General features: G+C 39.3%; 25 protein-coding genes and 1 riboswitch. Of the genes, 22 read left to right on the top strand and 3 right to left on the bottom strand.

Annotated features, from left to right (window positions below; genetic code table 11):
• Positions 1 to 25: 25 nt before the first annotated feature.
• Positions 26 to 3,103: a D-2-hydroxyglutarate dehydrogenase YdiJ gene (gene ydiJ, locus DPV95_RS02080; RefSeq protein WP_111406579.1), complete on the bottom strand. Its 3,078-nt coding sequence runs from the start codon at positions 3,101 to 3,103 to the stop codon at positions 26 to 28.
• A 400-nt stretch (positions 3,104 to 3,503) separates the two neighbouring features.
• Here ydiJ and ompA point away from each other — a divergent pair, with 400 nt between their 5' ends.
• The 9 genes from ompA (at position 3,504) to bioB (ending at position 11,501) form a co-directional block, all read left to right on the top strand.
• Positions 3,504 to 4,577: a porin OmpA gene (ompA, locus tag DPV95_RS02075; RefSeq protein ID WP_049374044.1), complete on the top strand. Its 1,074-nt coding sequence runs from the start codon at positions 3,504 to 3,506 to the stop codon at positions 4,575 to 4,577.
• A gap of 101 nt (positions 4,578 to 4,678) precedes the next feature.
• Entirely contained in the window at positions 4,679 to 5,260 is a 582-nt protein-coding gene (locus DPV95_RS02070) for a LemA family protein (RefSeq protein WP_049364356.1), read from the top strand.
• 9 nt (positions 5,261 to 5,269) lie between these two features.
• A complete protein-coding gene (locus DPV95_RS02065; protein WP_014065676.1) occupies positions 5,270 to 5,719 on the top strand; it encodes a TPM domain-containing protein in 450 nt (149 codons plus the stop codon).
• Positions 5,712 to 6,506 carry a TPM domain-containing protein gene (locus DPV95_RS02060; protein ID WP_049374043.1) on the top strand — a complete coding sequence of 265 codons (795 nt, stop codon included), beginning with the start codon at positions 5,712 to 5,714 and terminating at the stop codon, positions 6,504 to 6,506. The genes DPV95_RS02065 and DPV95_RS02060 overlap by 8 nt, the downstream gene beginning before the upstream one ends.
• 75 nt (positions 6,507 to 6,581) lie before the next feature.
• Positions 6,582 to 6,908, top strand: a complete 327-nt coding sequence (grxD, locus tag DPV95_RS02055) for a Grx4 family monothiol glutaredoxin (RefSeq protein ID WP_005699458.1) — start codon at positions 6,582 to 6,584, stop codon at positions 6,906 to 6,908.
• Between the two features lie 144 nt (positions 6,909 to 7,052).
• Positions 7,053 to 7,145, top strand: a riboswitch (TPP riboswitch).
• Between the two features lie 35 nt (positions 7,146 to 7,180).
• Positions 7,181 to 8,179 carry a thiamine ABC transporter substrate binding subunit gene (gene thiB / locus DPV95_RS02050; RefSeq protein WP_111406578.1) on the top strand — a complete coding sequence of 333 codons (999 nt, stop codon included), beginning with the start codon at positions 7,181 to 7,183 and terminating at the stop codon, positions 8,177 to 8,179.
• A gap of 5 nt (positions 8,180 to 8,184) precedes the next feature.
• Positions 8,185 to 9,789: a thiamine/thiamine pyrophosphate ABC transporter permease ThiP gene (gene thiP, locus DPV95_RS02045; protein ID WP_111406577.1), complete on the top strand. Its 1,605-nt coding sequence runs from the start codon at positions 8,185 to 8,187 to the stop codon at positions 9,787 to 9,789.
• Complete coding sequence (thiQ, locus tag DPV95_RS02040; RefSeq protein WP_049366773.1) at positions 9,782 to 10,411, top strand: thiamine ABC transporter ATP-binding protein; 630 nt, start codon at positions 9,782 to 9,784, stop codon at positions 10,409 to 10,411. Before thiP ends, thiQ begins: the two co-directional genes overlap by 8 nt.
• Before the next feature lie 73 nt (positions 10,412 to 10,484).
• Positions 10,485 to 11,501: a biotin synthase BioB gene (bioB, locus tag DPV95_RS02035; RefSeq protein ID WP_049366772.1), complete on the top strand. Its 1,017-nt coding sequence runs from the start codon at positions 10,485 to 10,487 to the stop codon at positions 11,499 to 11,501.
• 44 nt (positions 11,502 to 11,545) lie between these two features.
• On the opposite strand, the gene suhB is transcribed toward bioB, so the two are convergent.
• Entirely contained in the window at positions 11,546 to 12,346 is an 801-nt protein-coding gene (gene suhB / locus DPV95_RS02030; RefSeq protein ID WP_005695663.1) for an inositol-1-monophosphatase, read from the bottom strand.
• A 199-nt stretch (positions 12,347 to 12,545) separates the two neighbouring features.
• Between suhB and DPV95_RS02025 the strand changes: the two genes are divergently transcribed.
• The 9 genes from DPV95_RS02025 to yfbR all read left to right on the top strand — a co-directional run bounded on the left by DPV95_RS02025 (position 12,546) and on the right by yfbR (position 21,425).
• Positions 12,546 to 13,064: a hypothetical protein gene (locus tag DPV95_RS02025; RefSeq protein WP_049366771.1), complete on the top strand. Its 519-nt coding sequence runs from the start codon at positions 12,546 to 12,548 to the stop codon at positions 13,062 to 13,064.
• Complete coding sequence (locus DPV95_RS02020; RefSeq protein ID WP_080351280.1) at positions 13,061 to 13,777, top strand: PulJ/GspJ family protein; 717 nt, start codon at positions 13,061 to 13,063, stop codon at positions 13,775 to 13,777. Before DPV95_RS02025 ends, DPV95_RS02020 begins: the two co-directional genes overlap by 4 nt.
• Positions 13,774 to 14,460 (top strand): DUF2572 family protein, encoded by a 687-nt coding sequence (locus DPV95_RS02015; RefSeq protein ID WP_049366769.1) that lies wholly within the window; start codon positions 13,774 to 13,776, stop codon positions 14,458 to 14,460. Before DPV95_RS02020 ends, DPV95_RS02015 begins: the two co-directional genes overlap by 4 nt.
• Before the next feature lie 13 nt (positions 14,461 to 14,473).
• Entirely contained in the window at positions 14,474 to 14,740 is a 267-nt protein-coding gene (locus DPV95_RS02010) for a DUF5374 domain-containing protein (protein ID WP_005699425.1), read from the top strand.
• 37 nt (positions 14,741 to 14,777) lie between these two features.
• Positions 14,778 to 18,137 (top strand): exodeoxyribonuclease V subunit gamma, encoded by a 3,360-nt coding sequence (gene recC / locus DPV95_RS02005; protein WP_049366768.1) that lies wholly within the window; start codon positions 14,778 to 14,780, stop codon positions 18,135 to 18,137.
• Positions 18,138 to 18,214: 77 nt separating this feature from the next.
• Complete coding sequence (gene nrdR, locus DPV95_RS02000; protein WP_005695670.1) at positions 18,215 to 18,664, top strand: transcriptional regulator NrdR; 450 nt, start codon at positions 18,215 to 18,217, stop codon at positions 18,662 to 18,664.
• A gap of 1 nt (position 18,665) precedes the next feature.
• Complete coding sequence (gene ribD / locus DPV95_RS01995) at positions 18,666 to 19,796, top strand: bifunctional diaminohydroxyphosphoribosylaminopyrimidine deaminase/5-amino-6-(5-phosphoribosylamino)uracil reductase RibD (RefSeq protein WP_049366767.1); 1,131 nt, start codon at positions 18,666 to 18,668, stop codon at positions 19,794 to 19,796.
• Positions 19,797 to 19,799: 3 nt separating this feature from the next.
• Complete coding sequence (gene degS, locus DPV95_RS01990) at positions 19,800 to 20,822, top strand: outer membrane-stress sensor serine endopeptidase DegS (protein WP_049366766.1); 1,023 nt, start codon at positions 19,800 to 19,802, stop codon at positions 20,820 to 20,822.
• Positions 20,823 to 20,831: 9 nt separating this feature from the next.
• Positions 20,832 to 21,425 carry a 5'-deoxynucleotidase gene (yfbR, locus tag DPV95_RS01985; RefSeq protein WP_049366765.1) on the top strand — a complete coding sequence of 198 codons (594 nt, stop codon included), beginning with the start codon at positions 20,832 to 20,834 and terminating at the stop codon, positions 21,423 to 21,425.
• Between the two features lie 52 nt (positions 21,426 to 21,477).
• Here yfbR and modE read toward each other — a convergent pair whose 3' ends face one another.
• Positions 21,478 to 22,245, bottom strand: a complete 768-nt coding sequence (modE, locus tag DPV95_RS01980) for a molybdenum-dependent transcriptional regulator ModE (protein WP_049366764.1) — start codon at positions 22,243 to 22,245, stop codon at positions 21,478 to 21,480.
• A gap of 134 nt (positions 22,246 to 22,379) precedes the next feature.
• Here modE and modA point away from each other — a divergent pair, with 134 nt between their 5' ends.
• From modA to DPV95_RS01960, 4 genes are all read left to right on the top strand, one after another.
• Positions 22,380 to 23,144, top strand: a complete 765-nt coding sequence (modA, locus tag DPV95_RS01975; protein ID WP_080351276.1) for a molybdate ABC transporter substrate-binding protein — start codon at positions 22,380 to 22,382, stop codon at positions 23,142 to 23,144.
• A gap of 92 nt (positions 23,145 to 23,236) precedes the next feature.
• Positions 23,237 to 23,953: a molybdate ABC transporter permease subunit gene (gene modB, locus DPV95_RS01970; protein ID WP_255308508.1), complete on the top strand. Its 717-nt coding sequence runs from the start codon at positions 23,237 to 23,239 to the stop codon at positions 23,951 to 23,953.
• Entirely contained in the window at positions 23,940 to 24,995 is a 1,056-nt protein-coding gene (gene modC, locus DPV95_RS01965) for a molybdenum ABC transporter ATP-binding protein ModC (protein WP_049366762.1), read from the top strand. Before modB ends, modC begins: the two co-directional genes overlap by 14 nt.
• A gap of 149 nt (positions 24,996 to 25,144) precedes the next feature.
• Positions 25,145 to 26,473 (top strand): L-cystine transporter, encoded by a 1,329-nt coding sequence (locus DPV95_RS01960; RefSeq protein WP_049366761.1) that lies wholly within the window; start codon positions 25,145 to 25,147, stop codon positions 26,471 to 26,473.
• Positions 26,474 to 26,477: the final 4 nt, after the last annotated feature.

Here is a 26,477-nt window from a genome sequence, read left to right as displayed (position 1 = left end):
TATTGTGGTAAGTAGAAAATCTATTTTAGTGATTCAATACTTCAAGCAATGCTTGAACAGGGTGTTTCAAGATAGCTTTTTCGTATCGTTTCACTTGGCTACGGCAGGAATAGCCGGTCGCAAGGCAATAATTCGGATCTTTACCTTGCATTTTTTTGCCCCATGATATGTCGTAAATATCTTTCGACATGGTTTGATTTTTAACTTCATGACCAAATACACCCGCCATACCACAGCAACCGACTTTTTCGACCTTTAAGGTTTGTCCAAATTGCGCGAAAATATGCTGCCATTCTTTTGGGCTGTTTGGCATAAAGGTGGATTCAGTACAATGAGGGAATAAATGCCACTCAGAAGTGCGGTCAGATTTGGCAATATTTGTCACCGCACTTTGTAATGCGTTACTTTTTAATTGATTGGTCAGCCATTCGTGCGCTGTGAGTACATGGAAGTCACCGCGAGAATCCCCTAAGACCTCTTTATATTCATCTCGATAAGAAAGCACAATAGCCGGATCTACGCCGACTAAAGGCACATTTAATTTGGCGACGCGATTTAAAAACTCCGCTTGTGTTTTCGCGGTTTTACTAAAGCGAGCTAAAAAACCTTTAATATGCATGGCTTTGCCATTCGGTTTAAAAGGCAGAAGGATTGGCTCAAAACCTAGTTTTTGTGTGAGCACCACGAAATCCCGAACCACTTTAGCATCGTAATAAGAGGTATAAGGATCTTGTACGATAAAGAGCATATTGGCTTTTTCTGTGGCACTGAGACCTTCCAATTCTTCTAATTTTTTGCCTTGGTAGCCAATTTCTACCAATTGTTGTTGAAGGTTTGGTTCTGAAAGAAGAGGCAAGTCAGTCATACCCAGTGTTTTTTCAACCAGGCTTTGTGTGATTTTCAGCTTGGTGAAATAATTGAATAATGCCGGTTGTTTCGCCATATAAGGTGCTGCTACTTCTAAATTCGCCACAATATGATCTTTGGCTGGACGCAAATACCGGCTGTGGTAAAAATGGAAAAATTTTGCACGGAAACTTGGTACATCAATTTTAATCGGGCATTGGCTTGCACAGGCTTTACAAGCCAGACAAGTATCCATTGCGCCTTTCACTTCATGTGAGAAATCATACTCACCGCGCCATTTCTGTACGCTATTGCGGAAACGCTCCACAAGTGCGGTCAGTTTCACTTGTGTTTTATGAAAATCTAATTGATCAGGCGATACGTTTTCATTGGCCATTAATCTCAACCATTCACGCACCATCGCGGCTCGTCCTTTTGGTGAGAATACGCGATTTTTACTCACTTTCATGGAAGGGCACATAATACTGTGCTCATCAAAGTTAAAGCAAAGTCCATTGCCGTTACAGTTCATTGCGCCTTTGAATTCATCTCGCATTTGAATCGGGATTTGGCGATCATTGTCCGCACGCATCGGCGAGAGAATCGAATAGAGCTCCGCATCGCTATTAAGTGGTGTACAGATTTTACCTGGATTGAGACGATTATTTGGATCAAATAAGAATTTCACATAACGCAATTCCTGCCAAAGTTCAGGTGTAAAAAACTTCTCTCCATAATGAGAGCGTACGCCTTTGCCGTGTTCTCCCCATAACAAACCGCCATATTTCACCGTGAGTTCAGCCACTTCATCTGAAATTTGTTTAAAGAGTTTGACTTGTTCTTTATCGCATAGGTCTAAAGCGGGGCGAACGTGTAATACGCCAGCATCAACATGGCCAAACATCCCATATTGCAGATTGTGGCTATCTAATAAGGCTCTAAATTCTGCAATGTAATCCGCAAGATGTTCTGGTGGCACACAGGTATCTTCCACAAAAGGAATCGGTTTGGCTGCACCTTTCGCATTCCCCAATAGCCCCACCGCTTTTTTACGCATGGCGTAAATACGTTCAATAGAAGGCAAGTCAGAACAAAGTTGATAGCCGATAATGTGATCTTGGCCTTGTGCAATTTTTTCATCTAATTGCTGACAAAGTGTGCTCACTTGGCTGTCAATTTTAGCTTGATTGTTACCCGCATATTCCACAATGTTTAAGCCAAGAATTGGATTTTGTTCTTCTTCTGTTAAAAGTTCTTTTACCGAATGCCAAATAATATCTTGCTTAGCAAGGTTCAGCACTTTGGAATCGACGGTTTCAACGGAAAGGGCATTGGCTTTCACCATAAAAGGCGCATTGCGAAGGGCTGCATCAAATGAGCTGTACTTCACATTAATTAAGGTACGATATTTCGGAATCGGTAATAAATTAAGTTTGGCTTCGCAGACAAAGGCAAGTGAACCCTCTGATCCAGTCAGAATTCTAGTGAGGTTAAATTCACTTTCATCTTTATTAAAGACATTCTTAAGATCGTAACCGGTGAGAAAGCGATTGAGTTGTGGTAAGTCTTGAATGATTGAGGTGCGCTTCTCTTTACAACGTTGGAAAATCGTTTGATGTAACGCTTTACCATTTTCTGCAAGCGGGTAGTTTCCTAAAACATCGTTAGATTTGACCGCACTTGTATCTAATATTTCACCATTCATTAAAACAGAACGTAATGCTAAAACGTGATCAGAGGTTTTCCCATATTGTAATGAACCTTGACCGGAAGCATCGGTATTAATCATGCCGCCTAAAGTTGCACGATTACTGGTGGAGAGTTCTGGCGCAAAGAATAAACCGTGAGGTTTTAAAAATTGGTTGAGTTGGTCTTTTACTACGCCCGCCTGAACGCGAACCCAGCGTTCTTCTATATTAAGCTCTAAAATGCTCGTCATGTGGCGAGAGAGATCCACAATAATATTGTTGTTAATAGATTGCCCATTGGTGCCCGTGCCACCACCGCGAGGTGTAAAGGTTAGATGAAGGTATTTCTCTTTATTGGCTAATTTGGTGATACGTACTACATCGGCAACAGATTTAGGGAATAAAATAGCCTGAGGAAGTTGTTGATAGACGCTGTTATCTGTCGCAAGACTTAAACGGTCAGCATAATTTGAGGCAATATCACCTTCAAAATGCTGCTTTTGGAGTTCGCTAAGATAATCACTTACCACGTTATTAAGTTGTGGCACATTAGAAAGACGGGGCAACATAAAATCACTCACCTATATAATAGAGAAGAAAGTGAATTTGATGATATATGAAGCTCAAAAAAAAGTCGATTTGAACAAAAGATATTTTTTGTTAGAATAGAAATCGGGTTAAAAAGTAACCCGATTTTTGTGAACAAATGTTCATTTTAGGGGTTGTTTGTCTATAAAATAACCAAAAAGGGCAAAAAAAGTTTGATCTTTGATGTTTTTATAGGATAATAACCATACTTTTGAACGTTCCTTTGGCTATGGCAAAGGAATTGAATTTGTCAAAAGGATAAGTTAGGGCAAATTCAAAACCCTAGTTAAGCAACGTTTAGAGTGTTTCTTTTTTATAAAGTTCACAATAAACAAGGAAACTTTTCTTATTAATAACGATGACTAAATAGAGGACATCAAAATGAAAAAAACTGCAATCGCATTAGTCGTTGCTGGTTTAGCAGCAGCTTCAGTAGCTCAAGCAGCTCCACAAGAAAATACTTTCTATGCAGGTGCTAAAGTTGGTCAAGCATCTTTCCATGATGGTATCAAAGACAACTTAGGTTCTTATCACCGTAACTCTGTTACTTACGGTGTGTTTGGTGGTTACCAAATCTTAAACCGTGATAACTTAGGTTTAGCGGTAGAATTAGGCTATGATGACTTTGGTCGTGTTAAAGGTCGTGATTTAGGTAAAACTGACTTCAAACACACTAACCACGGTGCTCACTTAAGCTTCAAAGGGAGCTACAATCTTGGTGGTTTAACTTCTGCTTTAGAAGGCTTAGATGTTTATGGTCGTGCAGGCGTAGCATTAGTTCGTTCAGACTACAAATTCTATGATGTAACAAACGGTGGTGCTCGTATCCACGATGCTGGTCGTCATAGTTTACGTACTTCTGGTATGTTCGCAGCAGGTGTTGAATATGCATTACCATCATTACCAGAGTTAGCATTACGTTTAGAATATCAATGGTTAACTCGCGTGGGTAAATTCCGTACTCAAGATGCACCTAACAGCTCTATAGACTACAACCCATGGATCGGTTCTATCAACGCTGGTTTATCTTACCGTTTCGGTCAAGGTGCTGCTCCAGTTGTTGCACCTGAAGTTGTAAGCAAAACTTTCAACTTAAGCTCTGATGTAACTTTCGCTTTCGGTAAAGCTAACTTAAAACCACAAGCTAAAGCAACTTTAGACGGTATCTATGGTGAAATCGCTCAAATCAACAACGCTAACGTAGCAGTTGCTGGTTATACAGACCGTATCGGTAAAGATGCACCAAACGTGAAATTATCACAACGTCGTGCAGACTCTGTAGCTAACTACTTAGTAGCTAAAGGTGTTCCAGCTCAAAGCATCTCTGCAGTTGGTCACGGTAAAGCTAACCCAGTTACAGGTTCTACTTGTGATGCGGTTAAAGGTCGTAAAGCACTTATCGCTTGTTTAGCACCAGACCGTCGTGTTGAAATCGCAGTTAACGGTACTAAATAATTTTATTTAGTTATCCATTAACGGATTAACATTAGAAGACCTAAACTTCGGTTTAGGTCTTTTCTTATATAAATTAAACCTATAATTGAAGGAATTTTTGAATGAAAAAGTGGATTATCTTGATTATTATTGCTGTTGCTGCAGGTTTTGGCTTAATGTCTAGCTACAATGGCTTAGTAAAAGCAGAAACTGAAATTGATTCTGTTTGGGCAAATGTTGAATCATCTTATCAACGTCGTGCTGATTTAATTCCGAACTTAGTGAATACTGTAAAAGGTCAAGCTAATTTTGAACAACAAACATTAACCAATGTCATCGAAGCTCGCGCAAAAGCGACACAAACTAAAATTGATCCGTCTAATTTAACAGAAGAACAATTAAACGAATTCCAACAAAACCAAAATCAAGTGGGTTCAGCATTATCTCGCTTACTTGTTACAGTAGAACAATACCCACAATTAAAAGCAAATGAAGGTTTTATGAACTTACAAGCGCAACTTGAAGGTACAGAAAACCGTATCAATGTGGCTCGTAATAAATTTAATGAAGCTGCACGTATCTATAATGAAAAAGTACGTCAATTCCCAACTAAATTAGCAGCAATGATTTTTGGTTTTAAAGCTAAACCTTACTTTAAATCAGCTGCAGGCGCTGAAAATGCACCAACTGTAAACTTTAACTAAGGTTTATCTATGCCATTTTTTTCCCGAATTCCGGTAGATAAAAAGCAAATCGAGGCGGCGATTAGTCGCCTCGAAAGCTTAAGTTCGGCTGAGTTACGTGTTTATATTGAACGTAAAGTACCAAAGGCTTCAGCACAACTGTCTGCAATGGAACGAGCTTTAGAAGTCTTTGACGAGCTGGAAATGCATAAAACAGCGGCACAAAATGCCGTGTTGATTTATGTGGGATATAAAAATCATCTCTGTGCAATCGTAGGTGATAAAGGCATTCATCAATTTGTTGATGTGGCTTATTGGCAGTTACAATGCGATTTAATGATTGAGCAGTTTAAACAAAAAGCTTATACACAAGGCATTGTCGATGCGATTGATCGTATTAGTGATATTTTATCTCGCCATTTCCCTATTCAGCCTGATGATGTGAATGAATTATCTAATGAGGTAATTATTAATGGCTAAGCTTTTATCTTTTATGAAAAGTGCGGTTATTTTTAGCCTTGTTTTTTTTGCTCAAATGGTTGTTGCGGCAGAATTTCCGCCTGTACCAAATCCTTTCCATTATATAAACGATTACACCAACACACTTTCATCAGAACATAAGCAAATTTTAGAAAATAAACTGATTGCTTATAGTAAAGAAACGAGTTCACAAATCGCTGTCGTTTTGGTTCCTACAACCGGTGAATATGAAATTGCTGATTATACCTTTGCTTTAGGTGATAAATGGGGCATTGGGCGTAAAAATCTGAACAATGGCGTGTTGATGTTGATTGCGAAAAATGATCGCAAAGTTTTTATCGCAACAGGACAAGGTTTAGAAGGTGTATTGCCGGATGCTTTTTTATCGCAAGTCATCCGTTCGGCAATTTTGCCACAATTTAAACAAGGCCAATATGCCCAAGGTATTAATGATGGCTTAAACCAAATTATTGCGGCAAGTAAAGGCGAGTTTGATGCGGCACAAGTTGAAGAAGATGTGTTCGATAAGTACATCCCATTCTTAATGGTATTGGCATTTATTGCTATTGTATTATTTGGTGAATTCCAATATCACAAAGATGAAGTCTATATTAGCCCGAATCAACGTGACCAACTGAATAAAATCATTCGTCAAAGTACGATTTCTCGTCGCCGTGGTGGCGGTTTCGGAGGCGGATTTGGTGGAGGCTTCGGTGGCGGTGGTTCTTCCGGTGGTGGCTTTGGTGGCGGTGGCTTTGGCGGCGGCGGAGCTGGTGGAAGTTGGTAAGACCAAGTCTTTCACTCAGGTTCTATCTTATGCTAGAATAGCGCCCTATTCAGACTTATTTGAACAAGGAACATTATGGAAACGTTAGACAAAATCAAAAAACAAATCGCTGAAAACCCAATTTTAATTTACATGAAAGGTTCACCAAAATTACCTTCTTGTGGTTTCTCTGCGCGTGCATCTGAAGCATTAATGAATTGCAAAGTGCCTTTCGGCTATGTTGATATTCTTCAACACCCAGATATTCGTGCTGAATTGCCGGCTTATGCAAACTGGCCAACTTTCCCGCAATTATGGGTGGAAGGTGAGTTAATTGGTGGTTGTGATATTATTTTAGAAATGTATCAAGCTGGCGAACTTCAAACTTTATTAAGCGAAGTAGCGGCTAAACATCAAGCTTAATTGACGATAGATTACTGAGATAAACCTGCTTTTTAGCAGGTTTTCTTTTGTTCAAAAAATGATAAATCAGATATAAAAGTGTGATCGGATTAACATTTTTAAGTTAAATAACTTGTTGATAAAATTCCCTTACGTTAGACTACATCGCGTTAGTCGGGGTGCCTCTATTAATGGCTGAGAAATACCCGTGAACCTGAAACAGATAATGCTGGCGTAGGAAACTAATCATCTCATTATGCTGTTTCGTTATGCAAAAATAAGGAGAACGCATAATGAACAAAACACTTCCCATTTTAACCGCACTTTTTACCGCTTCCGCTTTCGCACAAGCTGCACCTCAAACATTAGATGTTTATACTTATGATTCATTTAGTGCTGATTGGAGTGCTGGACCAAAAGTAAAAGCAGCTTTTGAACAACAATTCCCGCAATGTAAGCTGAATTATGTGGCTTTTGACAATAATGGCACCTTGTTTAACCGTGTTCGTCTAGAAGGTAAAAAAATTAAGGCGGATGTGGTACTCGGTTTAGATAGTTATCAAATTGAGGCTGCACAAAAACTCAATATTTTTGAGCCAAATAAAGTGGATTTAAGCCAGTTACGTTTACCCATTAAATGGGAAAATCACACGTTCTTACCATTTGATTATGCGCAATATGCGTTTATTTATGACAAAAATAAGCTGGCTAATCCACCAAAGAGCTTAAAAGAATTAGTTGAGCGTCAAGATCTTAAAGTGTTATATCAAGATCCGCATACAAGCAGTATTGGACGTGGTTTATTACTTTGGATGAATATAGTTTATCCAGAAGCAGATGTCGCAAATGCCTGGAAGACCCTTTCTAAACATACGGTCACGGTCACCAAAGGTTGGACTGAGTCTTATGGGGCCTTCTTAAAAGGCGAAGGTGATCTGGTTTTAAGCGTCAATACGTCACCGATTTACCATATTCTTTCTGAACAAAAAGACAATTATGTGGCAACGGAATTTGCAGAGGGTAGCGTATTACAAGTTGAAGTCGCGGCAAAAGTCGCTAACCGCAATAATGCCTGTGCTGATGAATTTTTAGGATTCTTACTTTCACCGCAAGCTCAAGTGGATATTGCTAAAAATAATGTGATGTTACCCGTGGTAGAGACCAATATCGAAAGTCATATTGATGCGCTTAATTCTCGTGCAAAATCAATGCGTATTTTAGATACCACAACGGTAACAAGTGAGCAGCTTAAAGGCTGGATCAATCAATGGCAAAAAGCCTTATCTAAATAGTATTAATGAGCTTATTGCAACATCCGCATTTTCGTCCTCGCCATTATTTGGGCGGAAGTGCGGTTATTTTTTTCATCGTTTTACTTTATGGATTTTCCCTTTCTGCGGTTTTTTCAGTAGGAAGTGATTATGCCTTATCTGATTTTTTAAAAGACGATTATCTGCATCAAGTTATCGCCTTTAGTTTCGGTCAAGCATTATTATCTGCCTTGCTTTCTAGCATAATTGGTATGTTATTTGCGCGTGCTTTTTTCTATTTAGATTTCAAAGGCAAATCGCTCATTTTACGCATTTTTTCCCTCACCTTTGTTTTGCCAGCATTACTGGCTATTTTCGGTTTGATTGGGATTTATGGCACGGCCGGTTGGCTAACACAACTGCTGCAAACCTTAGGTATTTCGTGGAAACCCTCCATTTATGGTTTAAGTGGTATTCTCATTGCCCATTTATTTTTTAATATTCCCTTAGCGGCACGGATGAGTTTGCAGGCTTTGCAAAGTGTTCCGACTGAGCAGCATCAACTCGCTGCACAATTGAATATCAAAGGTTTCACATTTTTCCGTTTAATTGAATGGCCTTATTTGAAAAGCCAAATCGTGTCAGCCTTTGTATTGATTTTTATGCTATGTTTCACTAGCTTTACGATTGTATTGGCTCTAGGTGGTGGACCACAAAACAGCACATTAGAAGTCGCGATTTACCAAGCCATTTTCTTTGAATTTGATTTACCCAAAGCCGCACTTTTTGCGCTTGTACAATTTGCGTTTTGTTTTGCGTTATTTTCACTTTCACAATATTGGGCGAAAGCACCTGAAACGCAGATTTCGCAACGTTATCGATGGGTTTTGCCTTCTTCAAGTGCGGTCAAATTTGGACATATTTTTGTCTTATTCTCGGTGTGTTTATTTATTTTAAGTCCCTTATTCAATATTGTTTTCCAAGGTTTGTCTGCAACTCAATTATTTGGCTATTGGCAAAATCCACAATTATGGAAAGCACTTGCTTATTCATTAACCATGGCACCGACCGCAGGGATTTTATCGGTATTATTTGCCTTCTTCCTATTGTTACTTTCCCGTCAGCTACAATGGTTATATCACCCCAAATTAGCGCACTTAATTTTAACAGGGGGCATGATGATTTTAGCCATTCCGACGATTGTCTTAGCAGTCGGCTTATTCCTTTGGTTGCAAGATATTGATTTTTCAGCAGGGCATTTATTTGTAGTGGTATCTGTTTGTAACGCCTTGGCTGCCTTGCCGTTTGTGATCAAAATTCTCAATATACCAATGAATCAATCGATGCAATATTATGAAAAACTCTGTTTATCGCTGAATATTACAGGCTGGCAGCGTTTTCGTTTAATTGAATATCCGTTGCTAAAAGTCCCGTTGAAATATGCCTTGGCGCTCGCGACGACCTTATCACTCGGCGATTTTACAGCGATAGCCTTATTTGGTAGCCCTGATTTTACTTCGTTGCCTCATTTGCTTTATCAACAAATCGGGCAATATCGAAGCCAAGAAGCGGCAGTGACGGCATTGATTTTATTGGGCTTATGTTTAGGTTTATTTATGTTTATTGAAGGGCAGAAGGAACAACATGATTAAATTAAATAATGTGGTCTTCAATTATCAATCCATGCCGATGGTATTTGATTTACATATTCAAGCCCAGGAAAAAATTGCCATCATTGGTGAAAGTGGCGCAGGAAAAAGTACCTTACTGAATTTAATTGCCGGCTTTGAATATGCTGATAGTGGGGAGATTTGGCTCAATGGTAAAAATCATACTAAAACGGCACCTTTTGAACGCCCCGTTTCCATGCTATTTCAGGAAAATAATCTCTTTACTCATCTTTCTGTGGAAGAGAATATTGCCTTAGGTTTAAAACCGAATTTAACCTTAAATGCAGAAGAAAAAGCCCTTGTAGAACAAGCTGCAAGTGCGGTCAATTTACAGGATTTTTTAACGAGAAAACCGACCGCACTTTCAGGTGGACAAAAACAGCGTGTGGCGTTAGCGCGCTGTTTGCTACGAGATAAACCTATTTTATTATTGGATGAGCCTTTTTCAGCCCTCGATCCTAAATTACGCATTGAAATGCAGGATTTAATGGATCAATTATGTGAAGAGAAAAAGCTCACCATGTTATTGGTTACGCATCAACCCAAAGAAATTGAACGGCATATTGATCGAGTGATTGAAATTCATCAAGGAAAAGTGATCTGATCTCTTTTTATCATATTGCAGAGTAATATGCTCAACTTAATAAAAGCTATGTAGCTTAAACGAGGAAAATATAATGACCACAACAAATGTAGTACAGCTTTCATCTATTACGCCCCATCCATCAGTAGAGTATTGGTCTGTTTGTAAAGTAGAAGCGTTGTTTGAAACACCTTTTTTAGAATTAGTCTATCGTGCGGCTCAAGTGCATCGAGAGCATTTCAACCCAGGTGCGATACAGTTATCGACGTTGATGTCGATTAAAACGGGTGGCTGTCCAGAGGATTGTGGTTATTGCCCACAATCAGCACGTTATCAAACAGGCGTGCAAAATCAGAAGATCTTGGATATTGATGAAATTGTCGAAAAAGCCAAAATCGCTAAAGCACGTGGTGCAGGGCGTTTTTGTATGGGCGCAGCATGGCGCGGTCCTAAGCCTAAAGATATGGAAAAAGTGACGGCGATTATTCGTGCGGTAAAAGATATTGGCTTAGAAACGTGCGGTACCTTTGGGTTGTTGCAAGATGGTATGGCGGAAGAGTTAAAAGATGCAGGATTGGATTATTACAACCACAATCTTGATACGGCGCCAGAGAATTATCACAATGTCATTGGCACGCGCCGTTTTGATGATCGTTTAAGCACATTAGGAAAAGTGCGTCATGCCGGTTTGAAAGTTTGCTGTGGTGGTATTGTGGGGATGAATGAAACCCGTAAAGAACGAGCTGGTCTCATTGCAAGTTTGGCAAATCTTGATCCGCAGCCAGAGTCAGTGCCGATTAACCAATTAGTGAAAGTAGAAGGTACACCGATGGCAGATGCAGCTGATTTAGATTGGACGGAGTTTGTTCGTACTATTGCGGTGGCGCGTATTACCATGCCAAAAAGTTATGTTCGTCTTTCTGCTGGTCGTCAAGGCATGAGTGAAGAAATGCAAGCGATGTGCTTTATGGCGGGAGCGAATTCCATTTTCTATGGCGATAAATTATTAGTGACAGGCAACCCAGAAGAAGATGGCGATCAACTTCTTATGGCTAAATTGGATCTTGAGCCGGAAACGGAAGAAAATAGAAAGCCACTCGAAAGAAATTAGTCATAAAAAAGTGCGGTGAAATCTACCGCACTTTTTATTGAGTCTTACTTCACTTGTTCGGTTAAGCAAGGCTGAATTTTATTTAGCATTTCTTTTAAAATACGTGCTGGAGCCGCCACGATATTGCCTGAGCGTAAATAGCCGTGACCCGCATTGAAATCACATACTAAACCGCCCGCTTCACGCACGATTAAATCACCCGCTGCGCAATCCCAAGGTTTTAAGCCCATTTCGAAATAACCGTCAACGCGACCGGATGCCACATAGCAAAGGTCTAATGCGGCAGAACCCGTACGACGGAAATCTGCTGCTTCATCAATTAAGTTATTCATGATGGCAAATTGAGTTGGCATCAAGCTTGGTTGCTTGAATGGGAAACCGGTGGCTAAAATCGCCCCGTTAAGTTCATTTTGGCTATCTACACGTAAACGCACTTCATTTAATTTTGCGCCTTCACCACGTACAGCGGTGAATAATTCATTACGAATAGGATCGTAAACCACACCCACTTCGGTACGGTTTTTTACACGGATAGCAATAGATACAGAGAAATGTGGCAAACCTTTTACGAAGTTGGTTGTGCCATCTAGTGGATCAATTACCCATTGAATATCACTGTCTTTGCCTTCTAATGCACCACGTTCTTCACTGATAATTGTGTGATCAGGATAAGATTTTTGAATGATTTCAATGATCTCAGCTTCAGCGGCTTTATCGACGCTGGTCACATAATCATTAATACCTTTTTTACTTGTTTGGATGTCATCACGGCGCTCATAGTTTTTAGCAATCACGTTGCCCGCTCTTCGTGCCGCACGAATAGCGATATTTAACATTGGATTCATATTTCCACCAGATTTTAAAGAACAGATAATAGGTCGCCTATTATAAGGGAGTTTTAGTAAATAGCCAGTTGAAAATGTTTAATTCACGGTTTTTCACGTTTTTTAAAGGAAATTTGCGATCAGTATCGCAAAAATAAAGTAGTAAATTTGGCTTTCTTCTGAAGGAATTTTAAAGTGCGGTCAAAAAAGAAGGCATTTTATGTATAAAGGGATAACCTTATTAGAAACCTTGATTGCATTATTTATTTTAAGCGTAACGTTGGCGTTTACATTGCCTAAATGGCAGAAAAATGATCCCAAATATTTTCTCGAAAAAGAGCAACAACGGCTTTATTTTTTCTTACGTAATATCCAAGCGAGGGCAGAAAACTCATCAGCGATTTGGTTTATTTTGGCCAATCAAGATAGGGCAAATCAACGTTGGTGTATCACAGCTCAAGTAAAAAGTGATCATTTTTGTGATTGTTTTCATCCCCAGAATTGTCCTAAAAACCTTTATGCGCATTTTTACTATCCTTATTTTGAAGGAAAAACGATGCTGATAGGCCCTAAATTATATCCATCTGAAGTGGCGGTGAAATTTAATGGGGCCAGAAATACCATGGAAACGAATTGCTTTATGTTGCAGGCTGAAGAGCATCGTACATTATTTTCTTTTTTCAATGTGGGCAGTATCAAATTAAAGTCTGATCAAGCGGCGAGTGCATGTACAAGATGAAACCACTAAAAGGCGAAACATTGGTGAGTTTGTTGATTTCACTTGGCTTATCAGCTTTATTATTGCTATTGGTTGCACAGTTTTATGTCCAAACTCAACAGCAAAATCAGCGTTTAATGTTACAACTTAAATTACAAGCGGAATTACAACGCACAATTCAACTCATCGGGAAAGATCTGCGTCGCGTAGGCTTTCGAGCCGCAAACCCAAAACTTATTGAAGATAATCTAGCTTTATTCGAATTAGACGAAAAGGGCACAGCAATAACCATTGCTCAAGCAGACAATGCTCCATCAAATAGCTGTGTTTTGTTTTTTTATGATTTGAATAGCAATGGTTGTATTGGTGAAAAATACACAAAAAATACCTGCGTAAATGGTGTTAAAAATGTGGCAAAAAATATCGAAAAAGAGCTATTTGGTTACAAACTTAACGGCAAAATGATCGAAACCAAACAAACTTATAAAAATGCAGTAAATGCAGATTGTCGCTCAGAAGAGTGTCAGAGAGCCTTAGCGCAATCTACTTGTAACGCTGGTGGTGGATGGACAGATTTATTGGATGAAAAAGAGTTTGAGATTTCTCAATTACGTTTTGATTGGTTAAAGGCAGGGAAAGGGATTGAAATTAAACTCACAGGGCATCTTGCCGCATATAAGCATATTCAATATGAAACTTCGCTTGTAGTGCCTTTATTAAATCAAGAAGAATGATGATGAAAAAAGGGATTGTGACACTGACAGCACTGATTTTACTTTCAGGCTTATTGGCGCTGATCTTATTATTTGATGAACAGATCTTTGCTTTTTTTCGATCTCAAATGAGTCAGCGAAAATATTATGTAGAACAAAGCCTTCCTTTACAGAAAATCAGTCAGCAACAAAAAACGTACATTTGTCAAAACGTGCCTTTAAATGGTGCTGAAAAAGTGAAACAAGTCTTTTTCGAGTCTTCTGGGGCTGAGGATAAAGTCGCCTATTCGGTTTGGTGTAAACGCGCTGAGTTATTTAAGAAATCGCCGACAAGAGGCATTAATGAAAATATGCTGCGAGATTTTATTTCTAGCGAAAAACAAGCGGATTTTCAACCGCACTTTGTGAAAGTAGCGTCAATTTTAACGGCTCAAAAAGTACCCCAAGTGTATTGGATAACACAAAACCAATTAGAAATTAAAGGGAATGTGAGTGGTATTCTGCTAGCAGAAGGGGATTTAACCTTAACGGGCAAAGGACGAATAAGCGGTGCAGTGATTACAGGTGGTTCACTTAAGTTAGAAGAGGGCGTGACGGTGGCTTACGGTAAAGCCGTGGTGACAAAACTTGTACAAGAATATAGCCAATGGCGTTTGGTGGATAAAAGTTGGAGTGATTTAAGTGCGCAAGATCAAAGTGAATAATGGTATGTCGTTAATGTCACTTTTATTAGCCTTATCGATTTTCAGCGGGTTGTTTTTGATCTTTAATCGGTGGACGACCGAGCAACGGAAAAGTGCGGTCAGACTTTTTCAAGAATTTCAGGCGATTCAAATTGCTGAAAATCAGGCTCAACGACAGTTTTTAGGCTTGTCTTGTGAAAATAGCATACAACAAAATGGCATTCAATTTGCAATTCAATGCAGTCATCATCAAGTGAATATACGCTATCCTCAAGGTGAATTTTCATTGAAAACCGAGTAAAATAACGCATTGTTTTTGCTTTCAAAAGGGCGTTACTTTGTTCGTTACTTATTATTCAAACCAACCGGAAATTCAAAAGGATATTTTAGTTTCGCTGTTGGAAAATTTACCGCAACATGATCCATTTCAATCTGACATTGTGTTGGTGCAAAGTCCGGGTATGGCACAATGGTTACAAATGGAAATTGCTAAAAAACGCGGCGTTGCAGCGAATTTCCAATTCCCCATGCCTTCCAGTTTTATTTGGAAACTTTATGCCGATAATTTGCCCAATGTTTCCACGCAAAACCCTTTTGAAAAAGATTTAACGTTATGGCGATTAATGCGATTAATTCCTACCTTTTTACAGCAAAAAGAATTTGAGCCATTAAAAAAATATTTAGCGTCCTCACCAGCATCAGAACAGCAAAAACTTTATCAATTAAGCCTAAAAGTTGCCGATTTATTTGACCAATATCTCGTCTATCGTCCCGAATGGATTGCCGCATGGGAAGAAAATAACGATGAAAAAATCTTGGCACAAATTAATCAGCAAAAGCAGGGGCTTTCGGCATTAAATCCTACCTTTCTTTCTCAAATTAAAGGCAATATTCACTGGCAGGGAATTTTATGGCGAGCCTTGGTGAATGATGTTCAACGTGATTTTGGTGGAAAAGCAAAACATCGTGCTGCACTCAATCAACAATTTTTAGCATTATGTCGTGATCCAAATGCGACACTCAACTTACCAGAGCGTATTTTTATTTTTGGTATTCCTGCATTGCCAACGGTTTATCTCAATATTTTCCAAGGTATTTCAGCTAAAACAGATGTGCATTTATTCTTCAATAATCCATGCCAAGAATATTGGGGAGATTTGCGAGATCTGAGCAAATCCTATTTATTAGAAAGACAGCGTTTCGTGCAAGAAACCAACGATGTGAAGCCTTTAATTTCAGCCGAGCAAGTGTCATGGGAACCTGCTGACCTTGATTATACCAATCAACAAGAAGAATTGTTCAGTGGAAATCCGCTTTTAGCCTCTTGGGGAAAAATGGGACGAGATTTTCTCTATCAATTAGTGCGAGATGAGGAAAATATTCAAGCGATTTCGCGTGATTACTATGCAGAACTTCCTGAACAAACCTTGTTAGGACAGATCCAAAATCAAATTTTGACGTTAAGCCATGGTGCATTAAATGTCACGAAAAATGACCGCTCTTTGGTGATGAAATCTTGTCATAGCGCGATGCGAGAAGTTGAAGTGCTACATGATTATTTGTTGGATTTATTCAATCAAAATCAGCATAAAGCAAAAGAAGAACAAATTACACCAAAAGATGTGGTGGTCATGGTTGCCGATGTTAACCAATATACGCCTTATATTCAGGCTGTCTTTGGTACGAATAGTGTGGACGCACCCGTTATTCCGTTCTCAATTTCGGACAGTAAATTGTCTGAAAGTGATGTGATCGTATCAAGCTATCTTTCTCTGTTAAATTTAAGAGAAAGTCAGTTTGGCGCGGAAGAAGTACTGGCTTTATTGGATATTCCCGCTATCCGTGAACGTTTTAATATTGCCCTTGCCGATCTCGAACAAATACGTGAATGGGTGAAAGAGTCAGGTATTCGCTTTGGTTTGGAAAAACGGCAGAATACACTGAATTTTAATGCGTGGCAGGCGGGACTTGAACGCATGACCTTAGGTTATGCGATGCGTGAAGAGCAAGGCGTTTGGCAAGACAGTCTTGGACTTGATAGTAGCTATGGATTGAAAGGGCAGTTAGTTGGTGCAGTGAATCAATTTTTTACGGCCTTAAATAAATGGCATCAAGATTTGCAAAAGGCACACAATATTGAAAAATGGCGTGAAAAATTGACCGCACTTTTGATGGATTTCTTTGTGCAAAATGAAGAAACGGCGGATACCTTATTTTATATTCAGGATTGCATCAATACCTTTGCCGATGATTTGCAGACCGTTAATTTTGAAGAAACTTTGCAAGCGGATGTCATTGCGGAAGTGATGTCTGCACGTTTAGAAGAAACGCCAAATAGCCTTCGTTTTTTAGCAGGAAAAGTGAATTTCTGCACACTTTTACCAATGCGTTCCATTCCTTTTAAAGTGGTGTGTTTGCTCGGAATGAATGAAGCGGATTACCCACGCAGTCATACACCAAATAGTTTTGACTTAATGCAATATCATCATCAAAAAGGCGATCGTGTTCGTCGAGATGATGACCGTTACTTATTCCTTGAGGCTTTGCTCGCCGCAAGATCCCATTTTTATGTGAGTTATGTGGGCTGTTCGATTATTGATAATCAACCCAAAGAGCCTTCAGTATTGGTGAGTCAGTTGGTTGATTATATTAATCATTATTCAGACGATGGCTTGAGGATTGAACAACATCCAATGACGGCGTTTAGTCCAAGCAATTTCCAAAGTGAAGGGAAAATTAACCGCTCTTTTGCGAAAAAATGGCTGCCGATTGCGCAATTCCAAGAAAGAAAATGTCATGAATTTGTTGTGCCGATGGGTGAAAATCAAGAGCCAATAACGGAAATTGAGCTCGATCGTTTTGTAAGTTTTGTTGAAAATCCAGTGAAATTCTTTTTTGAAAAGCAGCTTGGTGTGTATTTCCGAGATGAAGATGATCGCATTGAAGAAAGTGAAAATTTCACGTTAAATGGTTTGGATCATTATCGCATTAGTAATGAGTTATTGCATTTAGAGGAAGCGCAATTTAACGATTATTTTGCCAAACAGCGAGTGAAAGGCATCATGCCACGCGGCGAGTTTGCGGAAGTTTGTGCGCAATCCATTCGTGCTGATGTATTGGCTTTTAAAGAGAAAATTAAGGATTATTCTTCACCACATAGTGAGAGTGTTGATTTTGTGGTGGAAACGGCACAAGGCAATATTCGCTTATTTGGCTATATGGAGCCATTATTTGGTGATGAAAATCAGATAATCGAATGGCGATTTGCAAAATATAAAGATCGTTATCGCATTCGCCCATGGCTTTATTATCTCATTCAACTGACGACAAAAGAGAACGCAATGCCACCACGCATTATCGCTAAAGATAAGGATTTAACATTAAAAACAATAGAAAAATCAATCGCACTTGAGAAACTGAAAATGTATGTGGAGGCTTATTTACAAAGCCAGCAACAAATTCAGCTCATTCCAACGGAAAATATAGCGAAGTTTATTGAAAAAGATGAAAGTGCGGTCAATTTTGATAATGTTTTAACGAATATCGAATCCCTTGCGAAAACTGATCCTTATGGTTATAGAAAAGCCGATCCTTATTGGGTGAGGGTATTGGGGCAAACAGAACAATTTAAATCGCAGGATGGTCTTTTGCAGCTAGTGAAACAAACTACATCGTGGTTTGGAGAAATGTTGTCTTAACGCGGATCTTAAGATCGAAAAGATCCTGGATTTTTGATAAGATATCGACTTAGGAATAATTTTGAAAAGGAGCTAAAATGCGTTGTCCGTTTTGTTCAACTGAAGAAACTAAGGTAATTGACAGCCGTTTGGTTTCTGATGGGTATCAAGTGCGTCGTCGTCGGGAATGCGGGAATTGTCATGAACGCTTTACTACCTTTGAAACGGCCGAATTAGTCGTGCCAAAAATTATTAAAAATGATGGGTCACGCGAGCCGTTTAACGAAGATAAATTGCGTAGTGGTATTCAACATGCGTTAGAAAAACGCCCTGTCAGTTCAGATGATGTGGAAAAAGCAATCAGCCATATTATTATCCAATTACGTGCCACGGGTGAACGTGAAGTGCCAAGTCATCTCGTGGGCAAATTAGCCATGAATGAGCTGAAAGAATTAGATAAAGTGGCGTATATTCGTTTTGCGTCTGTTTATTTGAGCTTTGATAATATCAATGAATTTACCAAAGAAATTGAAAGCTTAAAGGATTAATATGAGTGACACTTTTTCCTCTGATGACGTAAAATTTATGCAACTGGCTCTTGAGCTTGCGGCAAAAGGGCAGTACACCACCGCGCCGAATCCATCGGTGGGATGTGTGTTAGTTAAAAATGGTGAAATTGTCGGGAAAGGGTTTCATTTTAAAGCTGGTCAGCCTCATGCAGAACGAATGGCGTTGGCCGATGCCGGTGAGAAAGCGAAAGGCGCAACGGCTTATGTAACGCTTGAGCCTTGTTCTCATTATGGCCGCACACCACCTTGTGCATTAGGTTTAATTGAAGCGAGGGTTAGTCGAGTTGTTGCCGCTATGGCAGATCCTAATCCTCAAGTGGCAGGCAAGGGCTTAAAAATGTTAGCCGATGCAGGCATACCAAGTGCGGTCAATTTATTGAACGAACAAGCAGAAGCCTTAAATAAAGGTTTTCTAAAACGTATGCGAACCGGCAAGCCTTATGTGCAGCTGAAATTAGCCATGAGTTTAGATGGTCGAACAGCCATGGCGAGCGGTGAAAGCAAATGGATTACAGGCGAAGCAGCTCGTGCGGATGTACAAAAAATGAGAGCCAAAGCGACCGCACTTTTATCAACAAGTGCTACCGTCTTAGCTGATGATCCAAGCTTGAACGTGCGCTGGAATCAATTTCCCGATGATTTAAAAACAGAATATGCCGAAGAAACCGTGCGGCAGCCTATTCGTGTTATTTTAGATTCTAAAAATCGAGTTCAGCCAAGCCATCAATTATTCCATACCCATTCGCCAGTTTGGCTTGTGGGTTCAATCCCTCGAGATATGTCTGTATTCCCAGATTTCTGTGAGCAAATTTTACTGCCAGGAAACTATGAGTTTGATCTATTGATGACAGAATTAGGCAAGCGACAAGTGAATTCTGTTTGGGTTGAAGCCGGCGCCAATTTAGCGGGTAGCCTGATTGAACAACATGCTGTAGATGAATTAATCATTTATGTTGCCCCGAAACTCTTGGGAGATAACGCTCGAGGATTATGCCAACTTCCGCATTTGGAAAAACTTGCTGATGCCCCATTGTGGCAACTGCAAGAATGTGAAAGAATTGGGGATGATTTAAAGATCAGTTATTTACCTAACTTATTAATAAAAGAATAAAAAATGTTTAAAAAACTTTTCCACTCCGCCCTTTGGGGGCTTGCTGCGGCAGGTGTTATTTTATTTGCCGTTCCTAAGCTCAATAACAGCAGCCTTTTCTCTGCTGACGATATAGTGTCGTTCAACAGCGCCGTGAGAATTGCTTCTCCAGCTGTGGTGAACGTGTACAACCGATCTTTTTCTTCTGCCAGCATTAATGATAGCGATCAATTACAGGTAAATAACTTAGGTTCTGGTGTGATTATGACGAAAGACGGTTATATACTCACCAATAAACACGTTATCCAAAATGCCGATCAAATTGTAGTCGCACTGCAAAACGGTAATATTTATGAAGCGAATTTAATTGGTTCGGATAATTTAACGGATCTTGCGGTACTAAAAATTAAAGCAACCGATCTTTCCACGATTCCACAAAATAAAGAGCGCCAAGTACGAGTGGGTGATATTGCTCTGGCTATTGGTAACCCGTATAACCTCGGTCAAAGTGTATCCCAAGGGATTATCAGTGCGGTAGGACGTAGTGCTGTAGGGGATTCTTTAGGTCGTCAAAACTTTATTCAAACTGATGCCTCGATTAATCGTGGTAATTCAGGTGGCGCATTGATTAACTCAGCGGGCGAATTAGTAGGCATTAGTACGTTAAGTATTGGTAAAACAGCTAATGAAATTGCGGAAGGACTGAATTTTGCGATTCCAATCAGTATTGCAAACGATGTATTGTATAAAATTATTCGCGATGGTCGTGTGATTCGTGGTTATTTTGGTGTTCAAAGTGAAATTTCTTCTAACTCCAACGGTGGCATTGTCATTACCGGCGTGACAGCCAATAGTCCCGCAGCAAAAGCAGGTATTCAAGTGGGGGATGTGATTTTACGTTTAAATAAACAAGATAATCTGTCTATTCGTGAAATGATGCAAATTATCAGTGATACTAAACCGAATACAGAAGTTATTATCACGATTTCTCGCTTAGGTAACGTCATCAATCTTCCCGTGATTATTGAAGAGTTGCCATCTAACTAAGGATATCTTGTGGAAGTTAAAACGAGTCACTTTTTTGCCTGTTTAGATCGTCTTCGCTTAATTCAGCGTTGGTCATTGATGCGCAATATTGAAAAGGAAAACTTGGCAGAGCATAGTCTGCAAGTTGCCTTTGTTGCACAGGCTTTAGCCATTATTAAAAATCGTTTTTTTGGTGGTGAAGTCAATCCTGAACGTATTGCAGTGATGGCAATGTATCATGATACTTCTGAAATTTTTACCGGAGATTTACCGACGCCAATTAAATATTTTAATTCTGAAATTACACATGCTTATAAAGACATTGAAACAGCCGCAGAATTACATTTAATTAGTTTGCTTCCGACAGAATTACAAGACAGCTTCGCGCCATATTTAGACAGTGAACAATTTAGCCCTGAAGAAAAGCATTTAGTAAAACAAGCGGATTTGATTTGTGCTTACATTAAAGCTCAATTTGAATTAGAGCATGGTAATCATGAATTTAAAACAGCTAAAAAACGTTTAGAAAATTTAATGGAACAATGGCACAGTCAAGAAATGGATTATTTTTTACAGGTCTTTTTGCCAAGTTTTGGGCGCTCGATTGATGAGATTGCGTTGTAAGCTAAAATAAAAAAGTGCGGTTAATTTTGACCGCACTTTGAGTTTATAAGGGTTATTTCAATGTTGCCAAGATGATTTGTTCTGGCTCCACATGTAACCACACTTCTTGTCCCACTTTCCAGCCATCTTTACTATGAATACTCGCACAAAATTCAATTGAGCTGTCTTTTATTTGCAAAATCGCTTCTTCATTTTGCATAGAAAGAATGGTTGCTTGGAAAAGGTTGTTTTTTTCTTCTAATGTAGTAGCACTCACCTTCACCCAAGGCGCTTTAAACATCACCATCACTTCTTTTTCAGTAATGAGTTTTAGACGTTCAGCACTGCGTAGCGTGATCGAAACGTGTAATGGATGGGCTAAATCCTGAATATTGACCGCAACGATGCAACGGGAATCCACAATATGTTGGCTTAAAACCTTACCGAAAAATTGATTACGCGCGCTACTTTGTAAGGAGAATTTTGCTGTTGCTGAAAGCAAGCTGTTGAGTGGAATTGTCTCATCTTGCAGAATATGGAAGGCGTGCTCTTGTGTTTGTTCGAGCAAATCATAAAGCTGCAGTAAACGTTCAGCATAAGTGGTTAATGACGTACCGCCCCCATTTTTTCCACCAATATTACGTTCTAAAAGTGGTTTTGGGCTGATTTTATTCATCGCCTCAAGGTGATCCCACGCACTTTTATAGCTCACTTTTGCATTTTGGGCTGCCTGATTAATTGAGCCACATTCTTTAATTTCTTTTAAGAGGCGAACACGTTTTGGGTCTATAAATAATTTTTGATGAAGTTTGATTGTCAGTAAAATTTCAGTTTGTTTCATCATCTCCTCCTAATACATAATTTTGCTTATTTTACTTGATTTTTGTTTTTTTCTGTATGCTTATTTTAAAATTAAAGTTATAATTCAAGCGCAGTATATTTTTTTACATATAGTTTCATTTATATAGGAGATAAATAATGAAATTAACCAAATTTGCAACCGCACTTTTAATTGCAGGTATGGGCGTGTCTTTCGCTGCATCTGCAAAAATCACTGTATTTGCAGCCGCTTCCATGACTGATGCGTTACAACAAATTGCAGAGAAGTATAAAGCTGAAAAAGCAAGTAATGAAGTAGTGTTTTCTTTTGCATCTTCATCCACTTTAGCTAAACAAGTTGAAGAAGGTGCGCCAGCAGATTTATTTATCTCAGCTAGCAATAAATGGATGAAATATTTATCTGATAAAAACCTTACAGTAAAAGAAACTGAAAAAGTATTAGTGGGTAATGAGTTAGTATTAATTGCGCCAGCTAAAAGCACTGTTAATTCAGTTGATGTTGCAAAAGGCGAATGGATTAAAGGCTTAAAAGATAGTTATTTATCTGTGGGTGACCCTGCCCACGTTCCTGCAGGACAATATGCAGAAGAATCATTAACGAAATTGAATTTATGGGATCAAGTTAAAGATAAATTAGCTCGTGCGAAAGATGTACGTGGTGCACTCGCCTTAGTTGAACGTGCTGAAGCACCTTACGGTATTGTGTATAGCACCGATGCTAAAGTGAGTAAAGACGTGAAAGCAGTAGGTGTATTCCCGAAAGACAGTTATAAACCGGTAGAATACCCAGCAGCGATTTTAAAAGATCATGATAATGCAGATACTCGTGATTTTCTTAATTACTTAGAATCTGATGCCGCGAAGAAAGTATTTGTTGAATATGGTTTCTCTGTGAAATAATGAGGCTTCGTTTTACAAGAAAAGGACAGGAAACTGTCCTTTTTGTTATCTATAAAGAAATTTAATCATATCGATATATACAAGGAAATATTTTGCTCTCTTGGTTTCAATTAAGCCCTATGGAATGGGATGCAATTCACTTAAGTATGAGTGTTGCATTGAGTTCTATGCTTTGGAGTTTACCTTTCGCGATTTTTATCGCTTGGTTACTGGCTCGTAAGGAATTCTATGGTAAGTCGTTGATTACAGGGATTATTCATTTGCCTTTGGTGTTGCCACCAGTGGTAATCGGTTATTTATTATTGGTTGCCATGGGGCGTAATGGCTTTATTGGTAAGTATTTATATCAATGGTTTGGTTTATCCTTTGGCTTTAGCTGGAAAGGGGCAGTATTAGCTTCTGCAGTGGTGGCATTTCCATTGGTCGTGCGGGCGATTCGTCTTTCCTTGGAAAGCATTGATTTTAAATTAGAGCAAGCCGCACAAACGCTTGGCGCTTCGCCTTGGCGAGTTTTTTTCACGATTACGTTACCCCTTTCTCTACCTGGTGTATTGGCGGGTTTAGTATTAGGGTTTGCTCGTTCTTTAGGGGAATTTGGTGCAACCATTACTTTCGTATCTAATATTGCGGGGGAAACCCAAACCATTCCTTTAGCGATGTATTCATTCATCCAAACACCAGGCGCAGAAGCACAAACTGCACGCCTTTGCTTGTTTGCGGTGATCCTTTCATTGATTTCCTTATTGCTTTCCGAAGCCTTAAGCAAACGGATGCAGAAAAAATTGGGGCAGGGCGATGCTACACATTAATGTACAACAACAATTAGGTCGCCTAACCTTACGTGCAGATCTTCAACTGCCAACTCAAGGTGTGACGGCTATTTTTGGTTTGTCAGGTTCGGGGAAAACCTCATTGATTAATTTAGTGAGTGGCTTAACTCATCCCGATCAAGGATTTATTCGTTTAAATGACCGCACTTTGGTGGATGTGGAGAACGGTGAGAATCTCCCCGTGCATCAGCGCAAAATCGGCTATGTATTCCAAGATGCGCGTTTATTTCCCCATTACAATGTCAAAGGCAATTTACGTTATGGCATGAAGAATGTAAGTCGTGAAGATTTTGACTATATCGTTCAGCTACTTGGTATTGAACCTTTACTCAAACGCTATCCACTTACTTTATCCGGTGGCGAAAAACAACGTGTGGCGATTGGGCGAGCCTTATTAACGGATCCTGATATTTTGTTAATGGATGAACCGCTTTCAGCTTTAGATGTGCCTCGCAAACGTGAGCTTATGCAATATTTGGAAAGTCTATCCAAAGAAATTAATGTGCCGATTTTATATGTGACGCACAGTTTAGATGAATTATTACGCTTGGCCGATCGCGTTGTGCTGATGGAAAATGGTAAAGTGAAAGCCTATGACACCTTAGAAAATGTGTGGAACAGTCCGTTATTTGCCCCTTGGAAAGGTGAATCGGAGCAGAGTAGTGTGTTGGCGTTGCCAGTATATTTACATAATCCAACCTATAAAATGACCGCACTTTCTTTAGGCGGACAGCAACTTTGGATCAACGAAGTGCATCATCAAGCGAATGAAAAAGTACGCGTCTGTATTTATAGCTCCGATGTGTCGCTTACTTTAAGCAAGCCAGAGCAAACGAGCATTCGTAATATCTTACGAGGACAAATTGTACAGATCGTTCCACAAGAGAATCGTATTGATATTGCGGTATTGGTGGAAGGGCATAAAGTTTGGGCAAGTATCAGTAAATGGGCGTTTAATGAATTACATTTTGCTCAAGGCATGGATGTTTATGTGCAAATAAAAGCGATTTCTGTCGTCTAGTAATCACTCTCTTTTCAATTTTAAAAAGGGATAAAATCGTTTATCCCTTTTAAATTCTATTTAGTTATATTTCATTCCTAAAAAACATTTTATTTCCGTTAATAAAAACCATTAAATAGACTTACTTATCAACTTCTTAAGGAACAAAAATGTTATTTATTACTTTAGTGCTTTTTGTTGCTGTGCTTTTAGGGCTTAATTATCTCTATCGTAGTACGCAAAAATTAGGTCAAACGGTATTTGTTGGTTTGTTATTAGGGCTTGTAGGCGGTGCATTACTGCAATCCTTAAGTGAGCAAGAAACCGTGAAAACCGCCTTGGATTGGATCAATTTAGTGGGCGGCGGTTATGTTCGCTTACTCCAAATGATTGTAATGCCGTTGGTGTTCGTATCGATCCTTTCTGCGATTACGCGTTTAAATCAAGCCGGCTCATTAGGCAAAATCAGTTTTAGCGTACTTTCCGTGCTTTTAATCACTACAGCCATTGCGGCATTAATCGGTATCATTATGGTGCAAGTGTTTGGTTTAACTGCAGAAGGTTTAGTGGCGGGTGAGCGTGAGTTAGCGGCACAGACGAAAGTTGTAGGGCGAGTTGATCAAGTCAGCAATCTTTCCATTCCAGCGATGTTGATTTCCTTTATTCCTAAAAATCCATTTGCAGAATTAACCGGAGCGAATCCAACCTCGATTATCAGTACCGTGATTTTCTCTGCATTTTTAGGTGTAGCAGCATTAAGTTTACGTAAAGAAGATCAATCACTTGGTGATCGTATCGCACAAGGAGTTGATACATTAAATAAATTAGTCATGCGTTTAGTACGCTTTGTCATTCGTTTAACCCCTTATGGTGTGTTTGCTTTAATGATTAAAATGGCGGCGACGTCAAAATGGGAAGATATTCTGAACTTAGGTAGCTTTATTGTTGCATCCTATATTGCGATTATTTTGATGTTTATTGTGCATGGTGTGTTACTTGGTTTATCTGGTATTAACCCAATTACTTACTTCAAAAAAGCATTGCCAACATTAAGTTTTGCTTTTACCTCTCGTTCAAGCGCGGCGAGTATTCCGTTAAACATTGAAACTCAAACAGATAAACTGGGTAATAACCCTGTTGTAGCAAACTTTTCTGCCACCTTTGGAGCAACAATCGGGCAGAATGGTTGTGCAGGGATTTATCCTGCGATGCTAGCGGTAATGGTGGCACCAACAGTGGGCGTTGATCCATTTACGGTGAGCTATATTGCAACATTAGTATTGGTGGTGGCGATCTCCTCTTTCGGTATTGCTGGAGTAGGTGGTGGTGCAACCTTTGCCGCGATTGTGGTGTTATCAACCTTAAATCTACCGTTAGAATTAGTGGGTTTATTGATTTCAATTGAGCCATTAATTGATATGGGACGAACTGCACTGAATGTGAATGGTGCAATGACGGCCGGAACATTATCTAGCAAATGGTTAAAGCTTAAAGAATAATACA

This window comes from Haemophilus parainfluenzae, from assembly GCF_003252755.1.
GTDB classification, from domain to species: Bacteria; Pseudomonadota; Gammaproteobacteria; order Enterobacterales; family Pasteurellaceae; genus Haemophilus_D; species Haemophilus_D parainfluenzae_N.
This window is presented reverse-complemented; position numbering and strand designations above follow the sequence as displayed.

What these genes read in the sequence shown, in the direction of transcription:
- ydiJ (WP_111406579.1), bottom strand. Translation starts at nt 3,103, where the DNA reads ATGTTGCCCCGTCTTTCTAATGTGCCACAACTTAATAACGTGGTAAGT.
- ompA (WP_049374044.1), top strand. Translation starts at nt 3,504, where the DNA reads ATGAAAAAAACTGCAATCGCATTAGTCGTTGCTGGTTTAGCAGCAGCT.
- DPV95_RS02070 (WP_049364356.1), top strand. Translation starts at nt 4,679, where the DNA reads ATGAAAAAGTGGATTATCTTGATTATTATTGCTGTTGCTGCAGGTTTT.
- DPV95_RS02065 (WP_014065676.1), top strand. Translation starts at nt 5,270, where the DNA reads ATGCCATTTTTTTCCCGAATTCCGGTAGATAAAAAGCAAATCGAGGCG.
- DPV95_RS02060 (WP_049374043.1), top strand. Translation starts at nt 5,712, where the DNA reads ATGGCTAAGCTTTTATCTTTTATGAAAAGTGCGGTTATTTTTAGCCTT.
- grxD (WP_005699458.1), top strand. Translation starts at nt 6,582, where the DNA reads ATGGAAACGTTAGACAAAATCAAAAAACAAATCGCTGAAAACCCAATT.
- thiB (WP_111406578.1), top strand. Translation starts at nt 7,181, where the DNA reads ATGAACAAAACACTTCCCATTTTAACCGCACTTTTTACCGCTTCCGCT.
- thiP (WP_111406577.1), top strand. Translation starts at nt 8,185, where the DNA reads ATGAGCTTATTGCAACATCCGCATTTTCGTCCTCGCCATTATTTGGGC.
- thiQ (WP_049366773.1), top strand. Translation starts at nt 9,782, where the DNA reads ATGATTAAATTAAATAATGTGGTCTTCAATTATCAATCCATGCCGATG.
- bioB (WP_049366772.1), top strand. Translation starts at nt 10,485, where the DNA reads ATGACCACAACAAATGTAGTACAGCTTTCATCTATTACGCCCCATCCA.
- suhB (WP_005695663.1), bottom strand. Translation starts at nt 12,346, where the DNA reads ATGAATCCAATGTTAAATATCGCTATTCGTGCGGCACGAAGAGCGGGC.
- DPV95_RS02025 (WP_049366771.1), top strand. Translation starts at nt 12,546, where the DNA reads ATGTATAAAGGGATAACCTTATTAGAAACCTTGATTGCATTATTTATT.
- DPV95_RS02020 (WP_080351280.1), top strand. Translation starts at nt 13,061, where the DNA reads ATGAAACCACTAAAAGGCGAAACATTGGTGAGTTTGTTGATTTCACTT.
- DPV95_RS02015 (WP_049366769.1), top strand. Translation starts at nt 13,774, where the DNA reads ATGATGATGAAAAAAGGGATTGTGACACTGACAGCACTGATTTTACTT.
- DPV95_RS02010 (WP_005699425.1), top strand. Translation starts at nt 14,474, where the DNA reads ATGTCACTTTTATTAGCCTTATCGATTTTCAGCGGGTTGTTTTTGATC.
- nrdR (WP_005695670.1), top strand. Translation starts at nt 18,215, where the DNA reads ATGCGTTGTCCGTTTTGTTCAACTGAAGAAACTAAGGTAATTGACAGC.
- ribD (WP_049366767.1), top strand. Translation starts at nt 18,666, where the DNA reads ATGAGTGACACTTTTTCCTCTGATGACGTAAAATTTATGCAACTGGCT.
- degS (WP_049366766.1), top strand. Translation starts at nt 19,800, where the DNA reads ATGTTTAAAAAACTTTTCCACTCCGCCCTTTGGGGGCTTGCTGCGGCA.
- modE (WP_049366764.1), bottom strand. Translation starts at nt 22,245, where the DNA reads ATGAAACAAACTGAAATTTTACTGACAATCAAACTTCATCAAAAATTA.
- modC (WP_049366762.1), top strand. Translation starts at nt 23,940, where the DNA reads ATGCTACACATTAATGTACAACAACAATTAGGTCGCCTAACCTTACGT.
- DPV95_RS01960 (WP_049366761.1), top strand. Translation starts at nt 25,145, where the DNA reads ATGTTATTTATTACTTTAGTGCTTTTTGTTGCTGTGCTTTTAGGGCTT.